The 22,811-nt window shown below is 67.9% G+C and carries 13 protein-coding genes; 10 read left to right on the top strand and 3 right to left on the bottom strand.

Annotated features, from left to right (window positions below):
• Positions 1-223: 223 nt before the first annotated feature.
• From AC07NN_RS12635 to AC07NN_RS12645, 3 genes are read left to right on the top strand one after another with little or no spacing between them, the layout of a single operon-like run.
• Positions 224-1,723: an NAD(P)/FAD-dependent oxidoreductase gene (locus tag AC07NN_RS12635; protein ID WP_494641182.1), complete on the top strand. Its 1,500-nt coding sequence runs from the start codon at positions 224-226 to the stop codon at positions 1,721-1,723.
• A 2-nt stretch (positions 1,724-1,725) separates the two neighbouring features.
• Positions 1,726-2,163, top strand: coding sequence for a GtrA family protein (locus AC07NN_RS12640; protein WP_494641184.1), 438 nt, complete (start codon positions 1,726-1,728; stop codon positions 2,161-2,163).
• Positions 2,160-4,079 carry a hypothetical protein gene (locus AC07NN_RS12645; protein ID WP_494641186.1) on the top strand — a complete coding sequence of 640 codons (1,920 nt, stop codon included), beginning with the start codon at positions 2,160-2,162 and terminating at the stop codon, positions 4,077-4,079. The genes AC07NN_RS12640 and AC07NN_RS12645 overlap by 4 nt, the downstream gene beginning before the upstream one ends.
• Here the strand turns inward: AC07NN_RS12645 and AC07NN_RS12650 are convergent.
• A complete protein-coding gene (locus tag AC07NN_RS12650; RefSeq protein WP_494641188.1) occupies positions 4,049-4,216 on the bottom strand; it encodes a hypothetical protein in 168 nt (55 codons plus the stop codon). The genes AC07NN_RS12645 and AC07NN_RS12650 overlap by 31 nt on opposite strands.
• A 210-nt stretch (positions 4,217-4,426) precedes the next feature.
• On the opposite strand from AC07NN_RS12650, the gene AC07NN_RS12655 reads away from it, so the two are divergent.
• Positions 4,427-5,782 (top strand): sugar MFS transporter, encoded by a 1,356-nt coding sequence (locus AC07NN_RS12655; protein WP_494641190.1) that lies wholly within the window; start codon positions 4,427-4,429, stop codon positions 5,780-5,782.
• A 95-nt stretch (positions 5,783-5,877) separates the two neighbouring features.
• Here AC07NN_RS12655 and AC07NN_RS12660 read toward each other — a convergent pair whose 3' ends face one another.
• Entirely contained in the window at positions 5,878-7,458 is a 1,581-nt protein-coding gene (locus tag AC07NN_RS12660; protein WP_494641192.1) for a DHA2 family efflux MFS transporter permease subunit, read from the bottom strand.
• Between the two features lie 63 nt (positions 7,459-7,521).
• Here AC07NN_RS12660 and AC07NN_RS12665 point away from each other — a divergent pair, with 63 nt between their 5' ends.
• Both AC07NN_RS12665 and AC07NN_RS12670 read left to right on the top strand, forming a co-directional pair.
• Complete coding sequence (locus AC07NN_RS12665; RefSeq protein ID WP_494641194.1) at positions 7,522-8,115, top strand: TetR/AcrR family transcriptional regulator; 594 nt, start codon at positions 7,522-7,524, stop codon at positions 8,113-8,115.
• Positions 8,112-9,236, top strand: a complete 1,125-nt coding sequence (locus AC07NN_RS12670) for an HlyD family secretion protein (RefSeq protein WP_494641196.1) — start codon at positions 8,112-8,114, stop codon at positions 9,234-9,236. Before AC07NN_RS12665 ends, AC07NN_RS12670 begins: the two co-directional genes overlap by 4 nt.
• On the opposite strand, the gene AC07NN_RS12675 is transcribed toward AC07NN_RS12670, so the two are convergent.
• On the bottom strand, positions 9,233-10,246 hold the full coding sequence (locus AC07NN_RS12675) for an AraC family transcriptional regulator (RefSeq protein ID WP_494641198.1): 1,014 nt from the start codon (positions 10,244-10,246) through the stop codon (positions 9,233-9,235). The genes AC07NN_RS12670 and AC07NN_RS12675 overlap by 4 nt on opposite strands.
• Positions 10,247-10,368: 122 nt before the next feature.
• On the opposite strand from AC07NN_RS12675, the gene AC07NN_RS12680 reads away from it, so the two are divergent.
• The 4 genes from AC07NN_RS12680 (at position 10,369) to AC07NN_RS12695 (ending at position 22,782) form a co-directional block, all read left to right on the top strand.
• Complete coding sequence (locus tag AC07NN_RS12680) at positions 10,369-11,163, top strand: DUF2306 domain-containing protein (RefSeq protein WP_494641200.1); 795 nt, start codon at positions 10,369-10,371, stop codon at positions 11,161-11,163.
• A 97-nt stretch (positions 11,164-11,260) separates the two neighbouring features.
• A complete protein-coding gene (locus AC07NN_RS12685; protein ID WP_494641202.1) occupies positions 11,261-12,604 on the top strand; it encodes a dicarboxylate/amino acid:cation symporter in 1,344 nt (447 codons plus the stop codon).
• An 89-nt stretch (positions 12,605-12,693) separates the two neighbouring features.
• Positions 12,694-14,997, top strand: coding sequence for a glycoside hydrolase family 3 N-terminal domain-containing protein (locus AC07NN_RS12690; protein ID WP_494641204.1), 2,304 nt, complete (start codon positions 12,694-12,696; stop codon positions 14,995-14,997).
• A 375-nt stretch (positions 14,998-15,372) separates the two neighbouring features.
• The gene (locus AC07NN_RS12695; protein ID WP_494641206.1) at positions 15,373-22,782 is read left to right on the top strand and encodes a beta strand repeat-containing protein; all 7,410 of its coding nucleotides are present in this window, start codon (positions 15,373-15,375) and stop codon (positions 22,780-22,782) included.
• Positions 22,783-22,811: the final 29 nt, after the last annotated feature.

Here is a 22,811-nt window from a genome sequence, read left to right on the forward strand (position 1 = left end):
CGCGGAGCGTTCGGCCCTCGCCGAAACCGGTACTCCAAACTCACATCCTCCGGGCGACGCCCGGCGCTCCGCGGTCCCTTTCGAACTTCAGCGGTTTCCGCGTGAAGCGGCTTCAGCGCGACCAATCGTCCCGGATTCACAATTAACCTGGATTCACCACACCTGGGGACACCGCCTTAACCATCCGACCCCATGCTGTATTGAAATGGGATTGGAGGGGCGGATGGCCCAGCACGTGGAAACCTTGGTGATCGGCGCCGGACCGGCCGGCCTGACGACCGCCTACACCCTGGCCAAGGAAGGCCGGGGCGTGACCGTGCTGGAGATGGATCCGACCTATGTCGGCGGCATCAGCCGGACCGTGGACTACAAGGGCTTCAAGTTCGACATCGGCGGTCACCGCTTCTTCTCGAAGAGCAAGGAGATCGTCGACCTCTGGAACGAGATCCTGCCCGACGACTTCATCGACCGGCCCCGTCTGTCGCGGATCTATTACCGCGAGAAGTTCTACGCCTATCCGCTGAAGGCCTTCGAGGCCCTGGCGAACCTGGGCGTCTGGACGGCGACCAAGTGCATGGCCTCGTTCGGCTGGGCCAAGCTGAAGCCGATCGAAAACCCGACCACCTTCCACGAATGGGTCCGCAACCAGTTCGGCGAGAAGCTGTTCTCGATCTTCTTCAAGACCTACACCGAGAAGGTGTGGGGCATGAGCTGCGACGAGATCTCGGCCGACTGGGCCAGCCAGCGCATCAAGGGCCTGGATCTGGCCTCGGCGATCATCGACGGCCTCAAGCGCTCGCTGGGCGTCAAGGCCAAGACCGGTGAGGGCGCGCCCAAGACCCTGATCGAGAGCTTCCGCTATCCCCGCAAGGGCCCCGGCATGATGTGGGAGGCCTGCGCCGCCAAGATCGCCGCCCTGGGCGGCCACATCCACATGGGCCGCAAGGTCGACGGCCTGCACTACGACAAGATGGCCAAGATCTGGACCGTCAGCGTCACGGGCGCCGACGGCAAGAAAGAGATCTACACGGCCAATGACGTGGTCTCCTCGGCCCCGATCCGCGAGCTGATGCAAGCCGTCAGCCCGACCCCGATCAGCGTCTTCCACGCCGGCGAGCTGATGTACCGCGACTTCCTGACCGTGGTGCTGATCGGCAAGCCGCAGAAGGAACTGCCGGACAACTGGATCTACATCCACGACCCGTCCGTGAAGGTCGGCCGCGTGCAGAACTTCCGCTCGTGGTCGCCGGAAATGATCCCGGACGGCGTCTCGACCTGCCTCGGCCTGGAATATTTCTGCTTCGAGGGCGACGGCCTCTGGACCACCTCGGACGAGGACCTGGTCGCCCAGGCCAAGCGCGAGATCGCCAAGATCGGCCTGATGGATCCGGAAGACGTCTACGACGCCTGCGTGGTGCGCCAGCACAAGGCCTATCCGGTCTATGACGACGCCTATGCCGAGCACATCAAGATGATCCGCCTGGACCTGAAGATGCACTTCCCGGGCCTGCACCTCGTGGGCCGCAACGGCATGCACAAGTACAACAACCAGGACCACGCCATGATGACCGGCCTGCTGACGGCCGAGAACATCATCGCCGGCGAGATCGTCCACGACGTCTGGGAAGTGAACGAGGACGCCGAGTACGGCGAAGCCGGCGTCTCCGGCGCTCGTGAAGCCCTGCGCAGCGAACGCGCGGTGCCCAAGAAGGTCGCCGCCTGATCATGACCCTGGTCCTGCAGCTCTGGCGGCGTCTGCCTGAAGGGCTGCGTGAGCTGGTCCTCTACGGCTTCGCCAGCGCGGCGGCCCTGGCCGTCGACTGGGGCCTGCTGCTCCTGCTGACCAAGTTCGGCGTGAACTATCTGGTCGCCTCGGCGACGGGCTTCACCAGCGGCATCGGCGTGGCCTACGCCCTGTCGGTGCGGATGGTCTTCGCCCACCGCCCGATCGCCGACCGCAAGCGCGAGTTCATGGGCTTTCTCGGCGTCGGCCTGGCCGGTCTGGTCCTGACCCAGGGACTCATGGCCCTCTGGGTCGAGATGCTGCACATGACCCCGGGCCTGGCCAAGATCCCCACCGCCGGGATCGTCTTCGTCTTCAACTTCGCCGTCCGCCGGGCGCTGCTGTTCCGCGCCCCCCGGATCGACGCCGCGCGGCCGTGAGCCGTCTGGAACGCTTGCTGAAAGGGCCGTGGCTCGGCCTGCTGGCGGCGTTCGGCCTGTTTCTGCTCAGCCGTCCCTATCAAGGCATCCGCCACGACGGCCGGCTCTATGTCGCCGACGCGCTGGGCAAGCTCGATCCCGGCGGGGTCGGCAAGGACCTGCTGTTCGTCCACGACGGGCAGTTCGGGTTCAGCCTGTTCACGCCGATGCTGGCCGAGCTGATCCACGCTCTGGGCCTGTCGGGCGGAGCGATGGCCATCGTCGCCTTGACCCTGGTCATCTGGTTCGCCGCCGTCGCCCTGCTGGCCCACCGTTTCCTGGCCGACAGCCCTCCCGCCGTGCGCTGGGCGGCCCTGGTCTTCATCGTCGCCCTGCCGTCGCTGTACGGCCCCATGGACGTCATAGGCTTCGGCGAGCCCTACGCCACCCCGCGTGGCCTGGCCGAAGCGGCCGGCCTGCTGGGCATGGCCGCTTACCTCTCCGGACGCCGCGTACTGGCCCTGGCGGCCTGCGTTCCGGGCATGCTGTTCCACCCGATCATGGGCCTCTGCGCCGCCGCGGCCATCGGTCTCGCCATCTGCATCGAGGACCGCCGCTGGCTATGGGCCGGCCTGGCCGGCGCCGTCGTCCTGGCCGCGGCAGCCCTGCTGCACCTGCCGGTCGCCGACCGCATCGTCACCGTCATGGATCCGGCCTGGCGGGCGGTGGTCGAGATGCGCAGTCCGATCCTGTTCCCCTCGCTGTGGTCGATCGACACCTGGGGGCGCCTGACCGTCCATGCCTGCACCCTGGCCTCGGCGGCGTTCGTGTTGCACGGCGCGCCGCGTCGGCTGGCGCTCGGCGCGCTGATCGCCGGCGCCATCGGCGTCGCGGCGACCTGGCTGTTGGGCGACAAGCTTTCGCTGCTGCTGTTCCTGCAGGTCCAGGGCTGGCGGACGCTGGAGCCCCTGGCCGTGCTGTCGGCGGCGGGCTTGGCGCTGCTGTGCTTCGAGCTGCCCAAGCGCGGTCCGTCAGGGCTGCTGGGCCTGGCCCTGCTCGGCGTCGCCTGGATGTTCCGCGACAGTGGGGACCTCGGCCTGCTGGCCGCGCCGGTCGGGCTGCTGTTCGTGCTGGTCGGCGGGACGATGAAGTTCCGCAGCCCGGCGCTGTTCTCGCGAATCGCTGTTGGCTTCCTGGCTATAGCGGCCCTGACCTATGGCGCGCTGCGCGGCGTGGCCCTGGTCGCGGCCCTGGAGCGGATGCCGCCGGCCTGGCCGTTCAGCCACGGCTTCGTCTGGAGCAGCGACCTGCCCAGCCTCGCCATAGCCCTGGTCATCGGCCTGTGGCTGGCGCGCGGCTGGAAAGCGCCGCCGCTCGCCGTCCGCATCGCCGCCGTCGCGGTGGTCGGCGTGCTGGCCGTGATGCTGTGGGACGACCGCTCCGCCTTCGTCCGCGATCGCGACCAGGGCAGGGACCCCGACCTCGTGGCCATCACCGCCTGGAAGCCGGGCGAGGTGCTGTGGATGGTCGGCGATGTCGAGCCCTGGACGCTGATGGGCCGGCCCAGTTGGTCCAGCAAGGTGCAGAGCGCCGGGGTCGTCTTCTCGCGACCGCTGGCCCTTGAACTCGCCCACCGCGCCGAGCGCCTTCAGGCGGCGGGCCTGGCCGGACGTGATTGGATGCGAGCGCTCACCGTTCCGAACCAGCGCACCGCAACGCCGAGCCTCGCGAAGGTGCGCGCCTTCTGTGCCGCGCCGGACGCCCCGGCCTGGATCGTATGGCCACGCTGGGACGATGAGAAAACGCCGCTGGATCGCGGCCTCAACGCCCGGGACTGGACGCCCAAGGCGTCCTTCGTTCAGGACATGGCCGACGGTTCGGGAAGCCGCTGGCTGGCCGCTCGGCGCTACGCCGTGATTCCCTGCGCCGGCGGCTGAGGCCCTTCGGCGCTGGTCTTCGGTTCTGTCAGCCGACCAAAGCCCCAGCACACGAAATGCACCAGCATGTCGGCGACGCCGGCCATCGCCGCCAGCATGAAAACGCCCGAAATCAAGAGGATCGCCAGAACCGACATGGTGGACTCCCGTTCGTAGCAACAAGCCGAAGGGCGGGGTCCGGGTTCCTCTGGCGGGACCCTAAATCGTGGAAAAACCACGACTGTGGTTGACAACGTTGTCACGCTTCCGGTGAATGTCGCGTCCGCGAAAAGACGGACTCACAAAATATCGTCACTAGGGAGTGGTGCAGTGATTGCGGTGAAACACAGCCTCGAGGGCGCCGTCCGATGACCGACGCCGCGATCGCGAATTCCACGCCTAAGGGCAACGGCGTCAAGCTGGCCGTCGTCTACGTGACCTGCCTGTTCTTCATCTGGGCCCTGGTCACCAACCTGCTCGACCCGCTGCTGAAGACCATGAAGACGGTCTTCACGCTCAGCCCCGTCGAAGCCAACCTTACCGGTTTCGCCTTCTTCATCGCCTATGGCGTCATGTCGATGCCCTCGGCCGGCTTCCTGTCGAAGTTCGGCTACGCCAAGTCGGTGATGGTCGGCCTGGGCGGCATCGTCGTCGGCTGCTTCATCGCCATCGCCGCGGCCAAGCTGCACACCTTCGCCCTGGTGCTGACGGCGCTGTTCGTCATGGCCTCGGGCATCACCCTGCTGCAGGTGGCCGCCAACCCGCTGATCGCCTCGATGGGCCGTCCCGAGGACAGCTCGTTCCGCCTGAACCTGTCGCAGGCGTTCAACTCGCTGGGCGCGGCCTGCGGCCTGTGGTTCGGCGCCAACTTCCTGCTGAAGGGCCAGATCTTCGAAAAGGGCGTCACGATCACCGAGGCCATGCGCGAGCAGGCCCTGGGCTTCGTCTCGAACGTCTATCTCGCCATCGGCGTGGGCCTGGCCCTGTTCATCCTGGCGATCTTCTTCGTTCGCCATCTGATCACCGAGGCCGCGCCGAAGACCGGCCACTTCGTCAATCCGCTGACGGCCCTGTCGTCGAAGTGGGCGAACCTCGGCGCCATCGGCATCTTCCTCTATGTCGGCGCCGAAGTGGCGGTCTCGCTGAACCTGCTGCTGTTCATCGAGCAGACCCACGTCCTCAACATCGCCGCCGAACAGGCCGGCAAGATGACGACCTTCTTCATGGTCTTCGCCATGATCGGCCGCTTCGCCGGCTCGGCCCTGCTGAAGTCGATCAAGGACTACGTGCTGCTGACCGTTGTCGCCGTCGGCGCGATCGCGCTGTGCGCCGTGGTGATCCTGACCAAGGACATGGTCCCCAGCGCCCACACGGGCGAGCTGAACCTGCTTCTGGCCACGGTGCCGGTGACCAGCGGTCTGATCCCGGCCTTCGCGGCCCTGCTGATCGGCCTGTTCAACTCGATCATGTTCCCGACCATCTTCACCCTGACCCTGCAGCGCTCGTCGGCCCCGGCCTCGGCGACCTCGGGCCTGCTGTGCATGGCCATCGTCGGCGGCGCGTTCCTGCCGCTGATCTTCGGCGCGATCGAACAGGCGACGGGTTCCAAGTCGCTGGCGTTCGCCGCTCCGCTGGTCTGCTACCTCTACGTCCTGTGGTTCGCGATCGTGGCCAAGAAGGCCCCGACCCACGAGATCGAGGAAGGCGTGGCGAGCGGCCACTAGGCCGCCTCCGACCTTCCAAAACGGAACTACCTGCAAGCCCCCCGGGAAGCTCGTCTTCCCGGGGTTCTTTTTGGCCGGGGTTCTTTTTGTCCGGCTCAGTGCGCGTCGGGCGGTGGCGCCGCGCCGGTCAGGGGCGGCGGCTTGCAGAAGGGGGCCATGACCAGGGCCGCCAGGAACAGCACCGCCATCACCCGGAAGACGTCGTTGAAGGCCAGGGTCAGGGCCTGGCGGCCGACCACCTTGGCCAGCTCGCCTTGCATGATCAGCGCCGCTTGGGCCGCGTCCGGCGTGCGCTCGGCGATCCGGGAGGCGAGGGCGCCCAGGGCCTCGGTCCCGGAGCGACCGGCTTCGCCCAGCGCCTCGCCGAAGCGGGCCACGTGGATGCGGGCGTTGTCGCCCAGCCAGGTGTTGACCACGGCGATGCCGATCGCCCCGCCCAGGTTGCGCATCAGGTTGAACAGGCCCGAGGCGTAGCGCAGCTCGGTCATCTCGAACCCGCCCAGGGCCAGGGTCACGCTGGGCACGATGCAGAGCATGATCGCGAAGCCCCGCAGGGCCTGCGGGCCCAGCAGCGCCATGAAGCCCCACTCCGACGTCATGTGCGAGGTCAGCCACAGGGCGGCGGCGAACAGGGTCAGGCCGACGCTGACGACGATGCGCGGATCGACCTTTGTCGACAGCCGCGCGGCGATCACGGTCGACAGGATCTGGGCGATGCCGGTGACGAACACCGTCGTGCCGATCTCCAGGCTGTCATAGCCACGCACGCGGCCCAGGAAGACCGGGATCAGGTAGGTCGACGAATAGAGCCCAAAACCGATCACCAGATTGAAGGCGCAGGCGAAGGCGAAGGTCGGTTTGCGGAACGGCGACAGCTTGACGATCGGCCCGCCGGACCGCAGCGAGCGCTCGATGAACAGGGCCAGGGCCACGACCGTCACCCAGGCGACGATGGCGATGCCGGTGTCCTCGAACCACTGCTTGCGGGGGCCTTCCTCCAGCACGTATTCCAGCCCGCCCAGGAACACGGCCATGGCCGCCAGGTGTGAATAGTCGATGGTCTTCAGCATCGACAGCTTGGGCCGATCGACCTTGATGACGTTGATGGCCAGCAGGGTGACCAGGGCTCCGGGCACGATGTTGATGTAGAAGATCGAGCGCCAGCCGATGGCGTCGGTCAGCCAGCCGCCGACCGTGGGGCCCAGGGTCGGGGCCAGCACCGAGACCATGCCCAGGATCGCCGGGATCATCGCTCGCTGTGGTCCGGAGAACATCGCAAAGCCCGTGGCGAAGACGGTCGGCACCATGGCTCCGCCGGTGAAGCCCTGCAGCACCCGGAACAGGATCATCGAGTCGATGTCCCAGGCCATGCCGCACAGGGCCGAGGAGATCGTGAAGAGGCCCGCCGACAGAGCGAACAGCCAGCGCGTCGACAGCGCCTGGGCCAGGAACGCGGCGAACGGGATCATCACGAGCTCGGCCATCAGATAACCGGTCTGCACCCAGCTGATCTCGTCGGGTCCGGCAGAGAGGCCTGCCTGCACCTGGTTCAGCGAGGCGGCGACGATCTGGATGTCGATCAGGGCCATGAACTGGCCGAACGCCATGACCGCGAAGATCAGGAACTTGGTCCGGGTGGGCAGGGCCCCCGGATCGATCGGCTGCTGGTCCGCCATGGGGCGCCCCTTGAAAGTATGATGGCCATAATATTATATGCGTCATGTAATCGAGGGTGCAAGATGCGCTACGACGCCGAACACAAGGCCAAGACCCGGCAGAAGGTGCTGGACGAGGCCGCCAACGCCATCCGCGAGGAAGGGCCGTATCGCCTGGGCGTGGCCGGGGTCATGGCCCGCGCGGGCCTGACGCACGGGGGCTTCTACGCCCACTTCCCGTCGAAGGAGGCGTTCGTCGCCGAGGCAATCGCCCACATGTTCCAGGGCGGGCCGATCCAGCTGCTCGAAAGGGTCAAGGCGCTGCCGCCGCGCGAGGCCCTGACCGGCTACATCGATTTCTACCTGTCGGCCCGGCACCGCGACTCGCGGTCGGGCGGCTGTCCGCTGCCCTACCTGGCCGTCGACGCGCCTCGGCTCTCCGAAGAGTCCCGCGCTCGCTACGCCCGAGGCGTCGCGCACCTGACCGGGATCATCGCCACCCATCTGGCGGCGCTCGGCCGCGACCATGCCGAGTATGAGGCCAGCTCGACCCTGGCCGAACTGGTCGGCGCCCTGACCCTGGCGCGGGCCGAGCCCGACGCCGACCGCTCAGACGCCATTCTCGAACGCTCGCGGACGCACCTGAAGCGCCGCCTCGGCCTGGAGGCCGCCCAATGACCGACGCCACGTTTAAGGAAGGCCTCGTCGACGCTCCCGCCGCCAAGGCCAAGAAGGCGCCGTTCTCGCGCAAGACCGTGCTGGCTGTGGGCGGAGCGGTGGTCGTCGCCGTGGGCGGCAGCGCGCTGATCGCCATGCCCAAGGGCTCGGTGTCGACCGACGCGGCCTATATCCAGGCCGACAGTTCCAGCGTCGCGCCCAAGGTGCGCGGCCTCGTCGCCCAGGTACTGGTCGGCCATAACCAGACCGTCAAGCGCGGCGACCCGCTGGTCCGCATCGATCCCGAAGAGTTCGACGCCCGCGTCGCTTCGGCCGACGCGGATATCGCCAATGCCGAGGCCGCCGCCGCCAGCGCCCGCGCGGCCCTGATCTCGCTGGACGCCGAGCAGCGCCTGGCGGGCTCGACCATCCGCGCCGCCCAGACCGCGATCGCCGCTGCCGACGCCGAGAACGTTCGCGCCCAGGCCGACCGCAAGCGCTACGAAGACCTGGCCGATAGCGGCGCGGTGGCCCGGCGCGACGTCGAGCGCTTCCGCGCCACGGCCGTCGGGGCTCAGTCGGCCGCCGATCGCAGCCGCGCTCAGCTCTCCGTCACCCAGGACCAAGCCGCCGTCACCGCCGCCAAACGCGCCACTCTGCAAGCCAGTCTCGCCCAGGCCGAGGCCGCCGTGGCCCGTGCTCGCGCCGCCCAGATCCTGGCCCGCCAGGACCAGAGCCACACCATCGTCGCCTCGCCGATCGACGGCGTGGTCGGCGACCGCCAGGCCGAGCCCGGCGACTACGTCCAGCCCGGCACGCGGCTGATGACCATCGTGCCGATCAAGGCCCTCTACGTGGTCGCCAACTTCAAGGAGACCCAGGTGGCGCGGATGCTTCCGGGTCAGGAGGCGACGATCAAGGTCGACGCCTTGGACGGCAAGGCGCTGAAGGGTCGTGTCGAGAGCTTCGCCCCGGGGTCTGGCTCGCAGTTCTCGCTGCTGCCGTTCGAGCCGGGCACGGGCAATTTCACCAAGATCGTCCAGCGCGTGCCGGTGCGCATCCGCCTGGATCCCGGCCAGGCCGAGGTGGCTCACCTGCGGCCGGGCCTGTCGACGACGGTGAAGGTTCGGCTGAAGGACTAGCCGCCCTTGCGGCTGCGTGGGCTGGCGCCGGTCCAGCGTTTGAAGGCGCGGGAGAAGGCGCTGGTTTCGGAGAAGCCGACCAGATAGGCGGTCTCATTCACCGACAGCTTCTCCAGATAGGTCTCGGCCATCCGCTGGCGCAGGGCGTCCAGCACCTGGTCGAAACTGACGCCCTCGGCCTTGAGCCGGCGGTAGAGGGTCTGGCGCGAGAGGCCGAGCGCCCTGGCGACGTCGTCCATGGCCAGTTCGCCCGTGTGGAGCAGGGGGATCAACAGCGCTTCCACCCGACCGCGCATGGTCTTGGAGTCTTCCAGGCTTTTCAGCAGCGTGTCGGCATGGCTGTTGAACATGCCGAAGGCGTAGCGGTTGGGCCGGTGGATCTCGAGGTTCAGCCAGGCGGGCTCGATCTTCAACGCGTTCCAGGCCGCGCCGAACGTGACCGGGGCGCGCAGGATCGGCTCGTATTCGGCGGCGTGGGCTGGACGAGGGCGCTTGAGATGGGCGGCCAGCACGAACACGAAGTCCGGATAGTGCCGCGCCACCTCGCACGAGAAACGGGCCAGTCCGGCTTCGACGAGCTCCGGGAAGTCCTCGACCGCGCAGTGGTCCACGATCCACAGGCCGTCCTCGCGCGGCGTCAGCTGGAAGCGCGGACCGTCGGAGACGCCCTCGACCTCGATGACGAGGCGCGAATAGCGGTTCAGCTGCTTCAGCGCCCCGCCCATGGTGTCGGCCGCCTGGCAGATCAGGCCGACGATCGAGATCTGCTCGAAGCGGGTGGCCTCCGGGAACTTCAACGCCAGGGCCGGCTCGCCGGTCAGCTCCTGGCCGGCGCGGTAGAGGGCCTTGTAGGCCGACAGCGGGATGCGGGCGTCCTGGTCGGCGAAGTCGGTTTCGGCGACGCCGGTGCGGGCCAGGAGCGTCGCGCGGTCCGCGCCCAGCGACACGGCGAACGCCAGCAGGGCCCGGAAGAACCCGCCCGACACCGTCGCCTGAACCGTACTGACCATGGCCGACCGGTAGCAGGGTGATCGCCGGGGTCAAGTTCGTGGCGCCGCGCGTCATGGCTCCGCTCTCTCCGGCTCCCTAAGCCTCGTGTCCGAGGGACTTAATCGTCGGGACTTGAACACGCATGAAGACGACCGCCGCCAAGGCGCTGAGCCTTTCGGCCGCCGCATGGTTCGTCGCCCTGGTCGCGGGGCTGTGGGCTTTCGGGATCTACATCGTCGCGATCTATGGGATCGGCGCGATGACCGGGAACTGGGAGCGCTGGAACGTCGTGCTGCCCAAGGGGCACGGCTACAATCCGGGCGACATGGCGGGAAACCTGGCGCTGGGCGCGCATCTGCTGATGGCGGTGTTCGTGGCGTTCGCCGGCGCGCTGCAGTTGGTCCCGGCGATCCGGACCAAGGCGGCGGCCTTCCATCGCTGGAACGGGCGGGTGTTCATCTTCGTGGCCTTCGCCATCGCTGGGTCGGGTCTCTACATCGCCCTCACGCGTGGCGCGGTGGCGGGGACGTGGATGGCCGCCGGCAACACGCTGAACGTCGTCCTGCTGATGGTCTGCGCCGCCCAGGCCCTGCGGTTCGCCCTAGCGCGCCGGTTCGATGTCCACCAGCGCTGGGCGCTGCGGACGTTCGTGCTGATGCTGGGCGTGTTCTTCTATCGGCTGGGCATGATGCTGTGGTTCGTCGCCAACCGAGGGCCGGTCGGTCACACCGACGCGTTCGACGGACCGTTCGACATCTTCCTGGCCTTTGGCCACGTGCTGCTGCCGCTGGCGATCTTGGAGCTCTACCTGCTGGCGCGAGACCGGGGCGGGGCGGTCGCCAAGTTTGTCATGGCCGGCGGGATGACGGTGGCGACCCTGGCCACGGCGGCGGGTGGTTTCTTCGCCATCATGGGCATGTGGCTGCCGCGCCTTTAGGCAGATCAGTTTTCCTGAAGGGGCCTGCCGAAAAACCTCGCTCGTAATTCCCACCGCTGCGCACGAGATTAAGTCCGCAGTCTTTCAGGGAACGAGCATGGCGTCCGCGCAACCCAAGAGCAGCCGCTTCATCAGCGGCTTCGGTGTCCAGGTCCTGGCCGCCATGGTCGTGGGCTTGGGCCTTGGCCTGCTGGCCCGCAACCTGGGGCCTGACGAGGGGCAGGCGGGCTACGCCCTGGCGGAGACCTTGCATCAGGTCGGCTCGATCTTCGTCCAGCTACTGCGCGTGCTGGTGCCGCCGCTGGTGTTCACAGCCATCGTGGCCAGCATCGCCAATATCGCCCAGCTGCAGAACGCCGCTCGGCTGGTCTGGCGGACCCTGTTCTGGTTCGCCGTCACGGCCCTGATCGCGGTGCTGATCGGCATCGCTCTGGGCCTGATCCTGCAGCCGGGCCTGCACACGACGGTCGAGGCCGCCGCCGCCAAGGTTCCGAAAACCCACGGCTCGTGGCTCGACTTCCTGACGGGCCTCGTGCCGAGCAACATCCTGGGCCTGGCCGCCTCGACCAAGATCGTCGACGGCGCGGCCACGACCGGCCTGTCGTTCAACGTGCTGCAGATCGTGGTGATCTCGCTGGTCACCGGCGTCGCGGCCCTGAAGGTCGGCGAGACGGGCGAGGCCTTCCTGAAGTTCAACGCCTCGGCCCTGGCGATCGTGCGCAAGGTGCTGTGGTGGGTGATCCGCCTGACCCCGATCGGCACCATCGGCCTGTTCGGTAACGCCGTCGCCCAGTACGGCTGGACGACCCTGGGCCAGCTCGGCGCCTTCACCGGCGCGATCTATATCGGCCTGGCCCTGGTGCTGCTGGTGGTCTACCCGACCATCCTGGCGCTGAACGGCCTGAACCCCGTGAAGTTCTTCCAAGGCGCTTGGCCGGCGATCCAGCTGGGCTTCGTCTCGCGCTCGTCGGTCGGCACCCTGCCGGTGACCGAGGCGGTGACCGAGACCAGCCTGGGCGTGCCACGCGCCTATGCCGCCTTCGCCGTGCCGTTTGGCGCGACCACCAAGATGGACGGCTGCGCGGCCATCTATCCGGCGATCTCGGCGATCTTCGTGGCCCAGTTCTTCGGCGTGCACCTGGCCTGGTCGGACTACGTCCTGATCGTCTTCGTCTCGGTGATCGGCTCGGCCGCCACGGCGGGCCTGACCGGCGCGACGGTGATGCTGACCCTGACGCTGTCGACCCTGGGCCTGCCGCTGGAAGGCGCGGGCCTGCTGCTGGCGATCGACCCGATCCTGGACATGGGGCGCACCGCCGTGAACGTCGCCGGCCAGGCGCTGGTCCCGACCATCGTGGCCAAGCGCGAGGGGATCCTGGACCTGGAGATCTACAACGCCGCTCGCGTTCCGACCGAGGCGGTGCTGCACCCCGCGGAGTAGGCGAGGGCGGCCGCCTCCCAAAGGTTGGTTGCCTAGGCGGGCTTTAGCGGCGAATTTGCCCGCTTGTTGAGCGCGTCCCGGGGGATTCCATGGTCTTGAAGACGACGAACGGCGGCCCCGCTGGGCCGAGCCGACGCGCCTTCCTGTCTGGTGGAGCGGCTTTGACGGGCCTGGCCGTCACCGCCCCAAAGGCCTTCGCCCGCGCCTCCGATCGCATTGAAGCCTTGCTGGCGCAGATGACGATCGAGGAGAAGGCCGGCCAGCTGTCGTGCTTCGCCGACATGATCCGCCCGCCAATCGGCGACATGAACCCGCTGGTCAATATCCGCAACGCCCAGACCCTGACCGCCGAGATCAAGGCCGGCCGGATCGGCGTGCTGATGAACGGCGTCGGCGCCCAGGCGGCGCTGGAGACCCAGAAGGCCGCGGTCGAGGGTTCGCGGCTGAAGATCCCGCTGCTGTTCGCCGCCGACGTGATCCACGGCTTCCGCACCGTGTTCCCGATCCCGCTGGCCGAAGCCGCCAGCTTCGACCCGCACCTGGCCGAGCGCACCGCCCGCGCGGCGGCGCAGGAGGCGACGGCCTCGGGCCTGCACTGGACCTTCGCGCCGATGGTCGACGTCGCCCGCGACCAGCGCTGGGGCCGCGTGGCCGAGGGCTCGGGCGAGGACGTTTTCTTAGGTGAGGTGCTGGCCGCCGCCCGGGTGCGCGGCTTTCAGGGCCGGGACCTGAAGGCCGACGACAGCATGCTGGCCACGCCCAAGCACTTCGCCGCCTATGGCGCGGTGACGGCGGGGCTGGAGTACAATTCCGTCGAGCTCTCCGACGCCACGCTGCGCGAGGTGCACCTGCCGCCATTCCAGGCGGCGTTCGCCGCCGGGGCCCTGACGACCATGTCGGCCTTCAACGACGTCAACGGCGTCCCGGCCACGGCCAACAAGATGCTGCTGACCGACATCCTGCGCGGCGAGTGGGGTTTCAAGGGCGTCGTCATCTCGGACTACACGGCCGACCAGGAGCTGGTGGCCCACGGCTTCGCCGTCGACGACCGCGACGCCGCGCGCCTGGCGATCCTGGCCGGCGTCGACATCAGCATGCAGAGCGGCCTCTACATCCGCTACCTGCCGGAGTTGGTCGCCTCGGGCGCCGTGCCCATGACGGTGGTCGACGCCTCGGTGCGCCGGGTGCTGGCGCTGAAGGAGGCCATCGGCCTCTTCGACAATCCCTATCGTTCGCTGGACCCGAAGACCGAGGCCGCCCGCACCGCTACGCCGGCGGCCAAGGCGCTGAGCCGCGAGTCCGGCGCGCGCTCGATCGTGCTGCTGAAGAACGACAAGGCCCTGCTGCCGCTGCCCAAGGCCGGCAAGCGTCTGGCGCTGATCGGTCCGTTCGGCGAGGACCGCGAGAACGTGCTGGGCGCCTGGGGCGGCTTCTTCGCCGACAAGCGGCTGAACGTCGACCTCGCCACAGGCCTGCGCGCGCAGCTGGCCGACCCGGCCAGCCTGATCGTCGAGCAGGGCTCCTATATCGAAGGCGCGATGCCCGGCGGGATCGAGCGCGCCGTAGCGGCCGCTCAAGCCGCCGACATCGTCTTGCTGGCCATCGGCGAGAGCCAGGACATGACCGGCGAGGCCAAGTCGCGGACCGACATCCGCATCCCCGCCGCTCAGCAGCGGCTGGCCGAGGCCGTCGCCGCCACGGGCAAGCCCGTCGTCGTGCTGCTGCGCCACGGCCGCGCCCTGGCCCTGGAAGGGGCGGTCAGGGATGCGCCCGCGATCCTGGCGACCTGGTTCCTGGGCAGCGAGATGGGCAACGCCGTGGCCGACGTGCTGTTCGGCGCGGTGAACCCGTCGGGCCGTCTGCCGGTCAGCTTCCCGCTCGACAGTGGCCAGGAGCCGTTCTTCTACAACGGCCGGACCACGGGGCGCCCCGCCCCGGCAGACCCGAACGGCCAGGAGTACAAGGCCCGCTGGCGGTCGATCCGCAACGATGCGCTGTATCCGTTCGGCTTCGGCCTGAGTTACACGGGCTTTGCGGTGTCCGATATGAAGCTCAGCACCGCGCGCCTGGGCTGGGACGAGACCCTGCACGTCACCGCCAGGGTCAAGAACACGGGTCCGGTCCACGGCGACCATGTCGTCCAGCTCTATATCCGCGACCGCGTGGCCAGCCGCACCCGTCCGGTCCGCGAACTGAAGGGCTTCCAACGCGTCTCGCTGGCCCCCGGCGCGGAGCGGGAGGTGCGGTTCGAACTGAAGCGGGCCAACCTGATGTTCGTCGGCGACAACAACTATTGGATCGCCGAGCCGGGCGCCTTCGACGTCTGGATCGCGAGCTCCTCTGTCGACGGCCTGACAGCCAGTTTCGAGCTCCTGCCGTCCGAACGGGTGTAAATTCGAATCGCGCGCCTTAACGGTTGAGCGCAAAATGTGGCGTGACGATCAGCCGCCGGTCCTGCATTAATCGCCTGGTAAGCGAATTTACTTGGATCCCAGAACAGTGGGCGGATGATCTAGGTCGAGCCCAGAGCCTTGTCTTGAAAGGCTTTGTTCCAATTCTGGTCGGCGAGAACGCGTCGTTTTCGGAACCGGTCGTCAGGAAGAGTTCTCCTGCGTCCGCATGTCTCGTTGAAAGGTCTTGGAAAGGAAATATGGTTACCCGGATCAAGCCGTAGTGTGGCTTGATTTGCGGGACGTCTGCGTACGGGGGCGCCTGATAGCTGCTTTGTGACGCGCTAGGGGGCGCGTCCGCCCAGCAAGGATGGATGTATGCCGATCTCCAGTCTCTCCGCAGCACAGATCACGGCCCTTTCGGCGACCGCGATCCAGGGCCTGACGACGACGGACATCCAGTCCCTCAACGGCACGCAGATCGCCGCGATCAGCGCGACGGGTATCGGGGTGCTCGACAGCACCCAGGTCAGCGCGCTCAGCACGACGCAGGTCAAGGCGCTCACCACGACGCAGATCCCGAAGTTCCAGACTTCGGTGACCTTCGACGTCACCCAGCTCACACAGCTTTCCACCCAGCAGGTCTCGGCCCTTACCTCGACTCAGCTGAAGTCCCTCGACACCTCCCACATCGCCGTCCTCAGCTCGACGCAGATCAGCGCGCTCTCGGCGACCAACTTCTCGGGCCTGGACGGAACCCAGGTCGGGCAGATGAGCGAGACCCAGGTCAAGGGTCTCACCGTCAGCCAGGTGAAGGGCCTGTCGACCACCGACATGGGCGAACTGGCCGGCACGCAGATCGGCGCCCTGGCCGGCGACCGCCTGGCCGCGCTCAGCGTCGCGAATCTGTCCGCGCTGGACGCCACCCAGGTGGGCTCGCTCAGCAACACCCAGATCGCCGCCCTCGCCACGACCCAGATCAAGGGCCTGTCGACCACCGACATCGGTGAGCTCTCGGCTGCCCAGGTCGGCGCCCTGACCACCGCGCAGGTGGCTTCGCTGACGTCGACCAATTTCTCGGCCCTCGACGCCACGCAGGTCGGCGCGCTGTCGACCACCCAGGTCAAGAGCGTCACCGTCGACCAGATCAAGGGTCTGACGACCACGGACGTTGGCGAACTGGCCGACACCCAGGTCGGCGCCCTGACGACGTCGCAGCTCGGCGCCCTGGCCACGACGCAGGCCCAGCAACTTGCGACCACGCAGCTGGCGGTCCTGTCCTCGACCCAGGTCGGCGCCCTGACCGCCACGGCCTTCTCGTCACTGAACGCCACGCAGGTCGGCTCGCTGAGCACGACCCAGGTGAAGGGGCTGACCTCGGCCCAGCTGGGCGCGCTGAACGCGACCGACGTCAGCGAACTGGCCGACACCCAGATCGCCGAACTGAGCGCCACGCAGGTGGGCGCGCTGAGCGTTACGGCCTTCTCGGCCCTGAACACCACGCAGGTCGGCGCTCTCAGCACCACCCAGATCAAGGGCATTACGGCAGCCCAGCTGAAGGGGCTGAGCGCCACCGACGTCGGCGAACTGGCCGACACGCAGGTGGGCGCGCTGACCGCGACCCAGCTGAGCTCGGTGACCGCCACCAACGTCTCGGCGATGAACGCGACCCAGGTCGCGGCGCTTTCGACCACGCAGCTGAAGGGCCTGACCGCCGACCAGCTGAAGGGTCTGAGCACCACCGACATCGGCGAACTCGCCGACACCCAGGTCGCGGCCCTGACCGCCGACCAGATCAAGAACCTCTCGGCCGCCAACGTCTCGGCGTTGAACCAGACCCAGGTCACGGCGCTGACCAACACCCAGGTCGCCGGCCTCACGACGACCCAGGTGAAGGGCCTGTCGACCACCGACATCGGCGAACTGTCGGCCGGCCAGGTCGGCGCCCTGACCGGCGCCCAGGTCGGTGCGCTAGCCACCACCCAGGTGCAGCAGCTGTCGACCACCCAGATCGGCGGCCTGTCGTCGACCCAGGTCGGCGCTCTGACCCCGACGAACGTGACGCAGCTGGACGCCACCCAGATCGGCACGCTGTCGACCACCCAGCTGAAGGGCCTGACGGCCGACCAGCTGAAGAACCTGACGACCGCCAACCTCGCCAACTTCGCCGACACCCAGGTCGGGGCGCTGTCCTCGACCCAGCTGGGTTCGCTGACGGCGACCGGCTTCTCGTCCCTGAACGGGACCCAGGTCGCGGCGATCACCGAAACCCAGATCAAGGGCCTCACGGCGACCCAACTGAAGGGTCTGAGCACCACCGACGTCGGCGAACTGGCCGACACCCAGATCGCCGCGCTCTCGGCCGCCCAGGTCAGCTCGCTCTCGGCGACGAACTTCTCCGCCCTCAACTCGACCCAGGTCGGCGCTCTGACGACGACCCAGATCAAGGGCCTGACGACCGATCAGCTGAAGGGCCTGTCGTCCACCGACATCGGCGAACTGTCGACGACCCAGGTCGGCGCCCTGACGGCCGACCAGATCAAGAACATCTCGGCCGCCAACATCTCGGCCCTGGCCGACACCCAGGTCGCGGCGCTCTCGGGCACGCAGATCAAGGGCCTGACCTCGACCCAGCTGCAGGGGCTCAACGCCACCGACATCGGTGAGCTGGCCGACACCCAGGTCGCCGCCCTGGCGACTTCGCAGATCAGCGCGCTGAACCTGACCAACGTGAAGGCGCTGTCGACCACCCAGCTCGGCGCGATGAGCGCTTCGCAAGTGGGCGCGCTGTCGACCACCAACTTCTCGGCCCTGGACGCGACCCAGGTCGGCGCCCTGAACGAGACCCAGGTCAAGGGCCTGACCACCGCGCAACTCGGCGCCCTGAACGCCACGGACGTCGCCGAACTGGCGACGACGCAAATCTCGGCCCTGGCCTCGACCCAGGTCGGCGCGCTCAGCGTCACGGCCTTCTCGGCGCTCGACGCCACCCAGACCGCGGCGATCACCACGACCCAGATCAAGGGTCTGACGGCGGCCCAGCTGAAGGGCCTGTCGACCACCGACATCGGCGATCTGGCGGATACGCAGGTCGGCGCGCTGTCGGCTTCGCAGATCGGTTCGCTGACCGCCACCGGCTTCTCGGCTCTGAACGCGACCCAGGTCGGCGCTCTGTCGACGACCCAGATCAAGGGCCTGACGGCCGACCAGGTTAAGGGTCTGTCGACCACCGACATCGGCGAGCTGGCCGACACCCAGGTCGCGGCCCTGACCGCCGACCAGATCAAGAACCTGTCGGCCGCCAACGTCTCGGCGCTGAACCAGACCCAGATCACGGCCCTGAGCAACACCCAGGTCCAGGCGCTGTCGACGACCCAGCTGAAGGGCCTGTCGACCACCGATATCGACGAACTGTCGGCCGGCCAGGTCGGCGCGCTGTCGGCCGCCCAGGTCACGGCGCTCGCCGGAACCCAGGTGCAGGAACTGTCGACCACCCAGATCGGCGGCCTCTCGTCGACCCAGGTCGGCGCGATCACGGCGACCAATGTCGCTCTGCTCGACGCCACCCAGATGGGCGCGCTGACGACGACCCAGATCAAGGGCCTGAACAGCAGCCAGTTGGCGGGCCTGGCGGCCACCAACATCGCCAACCTGGCGGACACCCAGGTCGCGGCCCTGTCCTCGACCCAGCTGGGCGCCCTGACCGCGACCGGCTTCTCGAACCTGAACGCCACCCAGGTGGCCGCGCTGAGCGAAACCCAGCTCAAGGGCATGACAGCGACGCAGCTGAAGGGCCTGAGCACGACCGACGTCGGCGAACTGGCCGACACTCAGGTCGCGGCGCTCTCGGCCTCGCAGATCGGCGCGCTGACGGCGACCAACTTCTCGGCCCTGAACGCGACCCAGGTCGGCGCCCTGACGACGACCCAGATCAAGGGGATGACGACCGATCAGCTGAAGGGCCTGTCGACGACGGATATCGGCGAGCTCGCCAATACCCAGATCGCCGCCCTCAGCGCTGACCAGATCAAGAACCTGACGCCGACCAACCTGTCGGCCCTGGACGCGACGCAGACGGCGGCCCTGACGGTCAGCCAGATGAAGGGTCTGACCAACACCCAGCTGGCGGGCCTCACCACCACCGATATCGGCGAGCTGGACTCCACCCAGATCGGCGCCCTGTCGGCGGCCCAGGTGGCCTCGCTGAACGTTGGCGACCTGTCGACCACCCAGATCTCGGGCATGAGCTCGACCCTGATCGGCGCGCTGGGCGCGACCAAGTTCTCGGCCTGGAACGCCACGCAGGTGGCCGCCCTGAACGAGACCCAGGTCAAGGGCCTGACGGCCAGCCAGATGGCCGGCCTGTCGACCACCGACATCGGCGAGTTCGCCGACACCCAGATCGGCGCCCTGACCGCGACCCAGGTGGGTTCGCTGACGGCGACCGGCTTCTCGGCCCTGAACTCCACCCAGGTCGGCGCCCTGTCGACGACCCAGGTGAAGGGCATGTCGGTCAGCCAGCTGAAGGGCCTGTCGACCACGGACGTCGGCGAGCTTGCCGACACCCAGATCGCGGCGCTCTCGGCCTCGCAGATCGGCGCCCTGACCGCCACCGGCTTCTCGGCCCTGAACGCGACCCAGGTCGGCGCCCTGTCGACGACCCAGATCAAGGGCCTGACGGCCGACCAGGTTAAGGGCCTGACGACCACCGATATCGGTGAGCTGTCGACGACCCAGGTGGCCGCGCTGACGGCCGACCAGCTGAAGAACCTGTCGGCGGCCAACGTTTCGGCCCTGGCCGACACCCAGGTCGCGGCGCTGGCCAACACCCAGATCCAGGCGCTCTCGGCCACGCAGCTGAAGGGCCTGTCGGTTACGGATATCGATGAGTTGTCCTCGACCCAGGTCGGCGCCCTCTCGGCCATCCAGGTCGGCGCCCTGGTCGACACCCAGGTCCAGGAACTGTCGACGACCCAGCTGACCGGCCTGACCGCCACCCAGATCGGCGCCCTGACCAACACCGCCTTCCAGGCGCTGAACTCGACCCAGGTGCAAAGCCTGTCGACGACGCAGGTCAAGGGCCTGACGGCGACGCAGATTCGCTCGCTGGACGGGAACAACATCCGCGAGTTCGACACGACGATCAGCAATCTCGTGACCAGCCAGATCGGCGCGATCAGCACCACCGCGCTGGGGGCGCTTTCCCAGACGCAGGTCACCTCGCTGGCGACCACGCAACTGGCGGGCCTGGTGGCCACGCAGGCCAAGGACCTGAGCGGCAGCCTCTTCGCCTACCTGGATGAAACCCAGACGGCGGCCGTGTCGACGAGCATGATCGCCGCCCTGGACGCCACCTATCTGAGCGGCATCAACTCGACCAATACCCAGGCGCTGACCGGGACCCAGATCAAGGCGATCGCGACCACCCAGCTGGCTCTGTCCACCATTGGCGGCCTCCTGAACGATCTGACCGCGACCCAGCTTGGCAACCTGACGACGGCGCAAGTGGGCGCGCTGACGGGGACCAATATCAGCGCGATCACGGGGACAGCCATAAAGGGGCTGACCACGACGCAGATCGGCGCGATCAAGAAGGAAGCCATCGATACCTTCGCGGGCGCCTTCTATGACGATCTCGAGGCCACCCAGATCCCGGGCCTGACCTCGACCCAGATGGGGGCCTTGCCGGCCGGCATCCTGTTCGCCTTCGGCGACACGAACGTCGCGGCGCTGAGCTCCACTCAGATCAGCGGGGTTTCGGCGACGAACCTCAAGTCGCTGAGCTCGACCCAGACCGCGGCCCTGACGGAAACGCAGGTCAAGGGTCTGAGCGCCACGCAGATCAACGGCATGAGCGGCGAGGCGCTGGACCTCAGCGAAACGGCGATCGGCTCGTTCAGCTCGACGCAGGTCAGCGGCTTCGACACCACGACGCTGAACATGCTGAGCACGACCAAGTGGGCCGCGATCAGTGCGACCCAGATCAAGGGTCTGAACGCGACCCAGATCAAGGGTCTGAACAGCGGTAGCGGCCTGGACAAGATCGCCGACACCCAGATCGCGGGTCTGTCGTCCACCCAGGTCGGTTCGTTCAGCACCACGGGCTTCTCGGCCCTGAACGCGACCCAGGTCGCGGCGCTGACGGCCACCCAGATGAAGGGCCTGACCACCGATCAGCTCAAGAACCTGTCGACCACGGACATCGGTGAGTTCTCGACCACCCAGATCGCGGCCCTGACGGCGGATCAGCTGAAGAACCTCTCGGCGACCAACATCTCGGCCCTGGCCGATACGCAGGTCGCCGTGCTGAGCAACACCCAGGTCGGCGCGCTGTCGGCGACCCAACTGAAGGGCCTGTCGCTCACGGATATCGACGAGCTGTCGGCCACCCAGGTCGGCGCGCTCTCGGCGGTCCAGGTCGCGGCGCTCGCCGGGACCCAGGTGCAGGAACTGTCGACCACGCAGATCGGCGGTCTCACGGCCACCCAGATCGGCGCGATCCCGGCGACCAACCTCAACCTGCTGAACGCCACCCAGATCGGTTCGCTGACCGAGACCCAGGTGAAGGGCCTCACGGCCAGCCAGATGGGCGGCCTCAGCGCCGGCAGCGTCGCGGCCCTGGCCACGACCCAGCTGTCCTCGCTCAGCTCGACCCAGATCGGCGGCTTCTCGGCCACCGGCTTCTCGACCCTGGACAGCACCCAGGTCGGCGCGATCAGCGCGACCCAGATCAAGGGCATGACGGTCACGCAGCTGAAGGGTCTGAACACGACCGACATCGGCGAGCTGGCTGACACCCAGGTCGCGGCGCTGTCGGCCGCCCAGGTCGGCGCGCTCTCGGCGACGAACTTCTCGGCGCTGAACTCGACACAGGTCGGCGCTCTGACGACGACCCAGATCAAGGGCATGACCACCGACCAGCTGAAGGGCCTGTCGACGACGGATATCGGCGAACTCGCCGATACCCAGATCGCCGCCCTGGCCACCAGCCAGCTGGCCGCGCTGTCGGCGACGAACGTCTCGGCCCTGAACGCCACCCAGACCGCCGCGCTGACGACGAGCCAGGTCAAGGGCCTGACCAACGACCAGCTGAAGGGTCTGTCGACGACGGATATCGGCGAACTGGGCGACACCCAGATCGGCGCGCTGACCAACTCGCAGATCGGTGTCCTGGCCACGACCCAGGCGGCGCAACTGTCGACGACCCAGATCGCCGGCATGAGCGCCTCCCAGGTCGGCGCGCTGACCGCCACCGCCTTCTCGGCGCTGGACGGCACGCAGGTCGGCAGCCTGAGCACCACCCAGGTGAAGGGTCTGGTCACCGCCCAACTGGCCGGTCTGAACACGACCGACATCGGTCAGCTGGCCGACACCCAGTTCGCGGTCCTGAGCACGCAGCAACTGGCCGCTCTGTCGGCGACCAACGTCTCGGCTATGGACGCCACCCAGACCGCCGCGCTGTCGACGACCCAGATCAAGGGCTTCACGGCGACGCAGCTGAAGGGCCTGTCGACCACCGATATCGGCGATCTGGCCGACACCCAGGTCGCGGCGCTGACCACGAGCCAGATCGGCTCGCTGTCGACGACCGTCGTCGGGGCCCTGACCACGACCCAGGTCGGCATGCTGCAAGCCACGCAGATCTCCGGCCTGACCACGACCCAGTTGGACAACCTCACGACGACCAACATCGAGGCCCTGACCACGACCCAGGCCAACGCCCTGACCCAAACCCAGGTGCAGAGCCTGAGCGACGCCCAGATCGCGTCGTATCTGAAAATCTCCTGATCGTGACGCTCGCCGTCCGCGCCCACCGG

It is taken from the genome of Caulobacter sp. GW821-FHT09H08, from assembly GCF_059415885.1.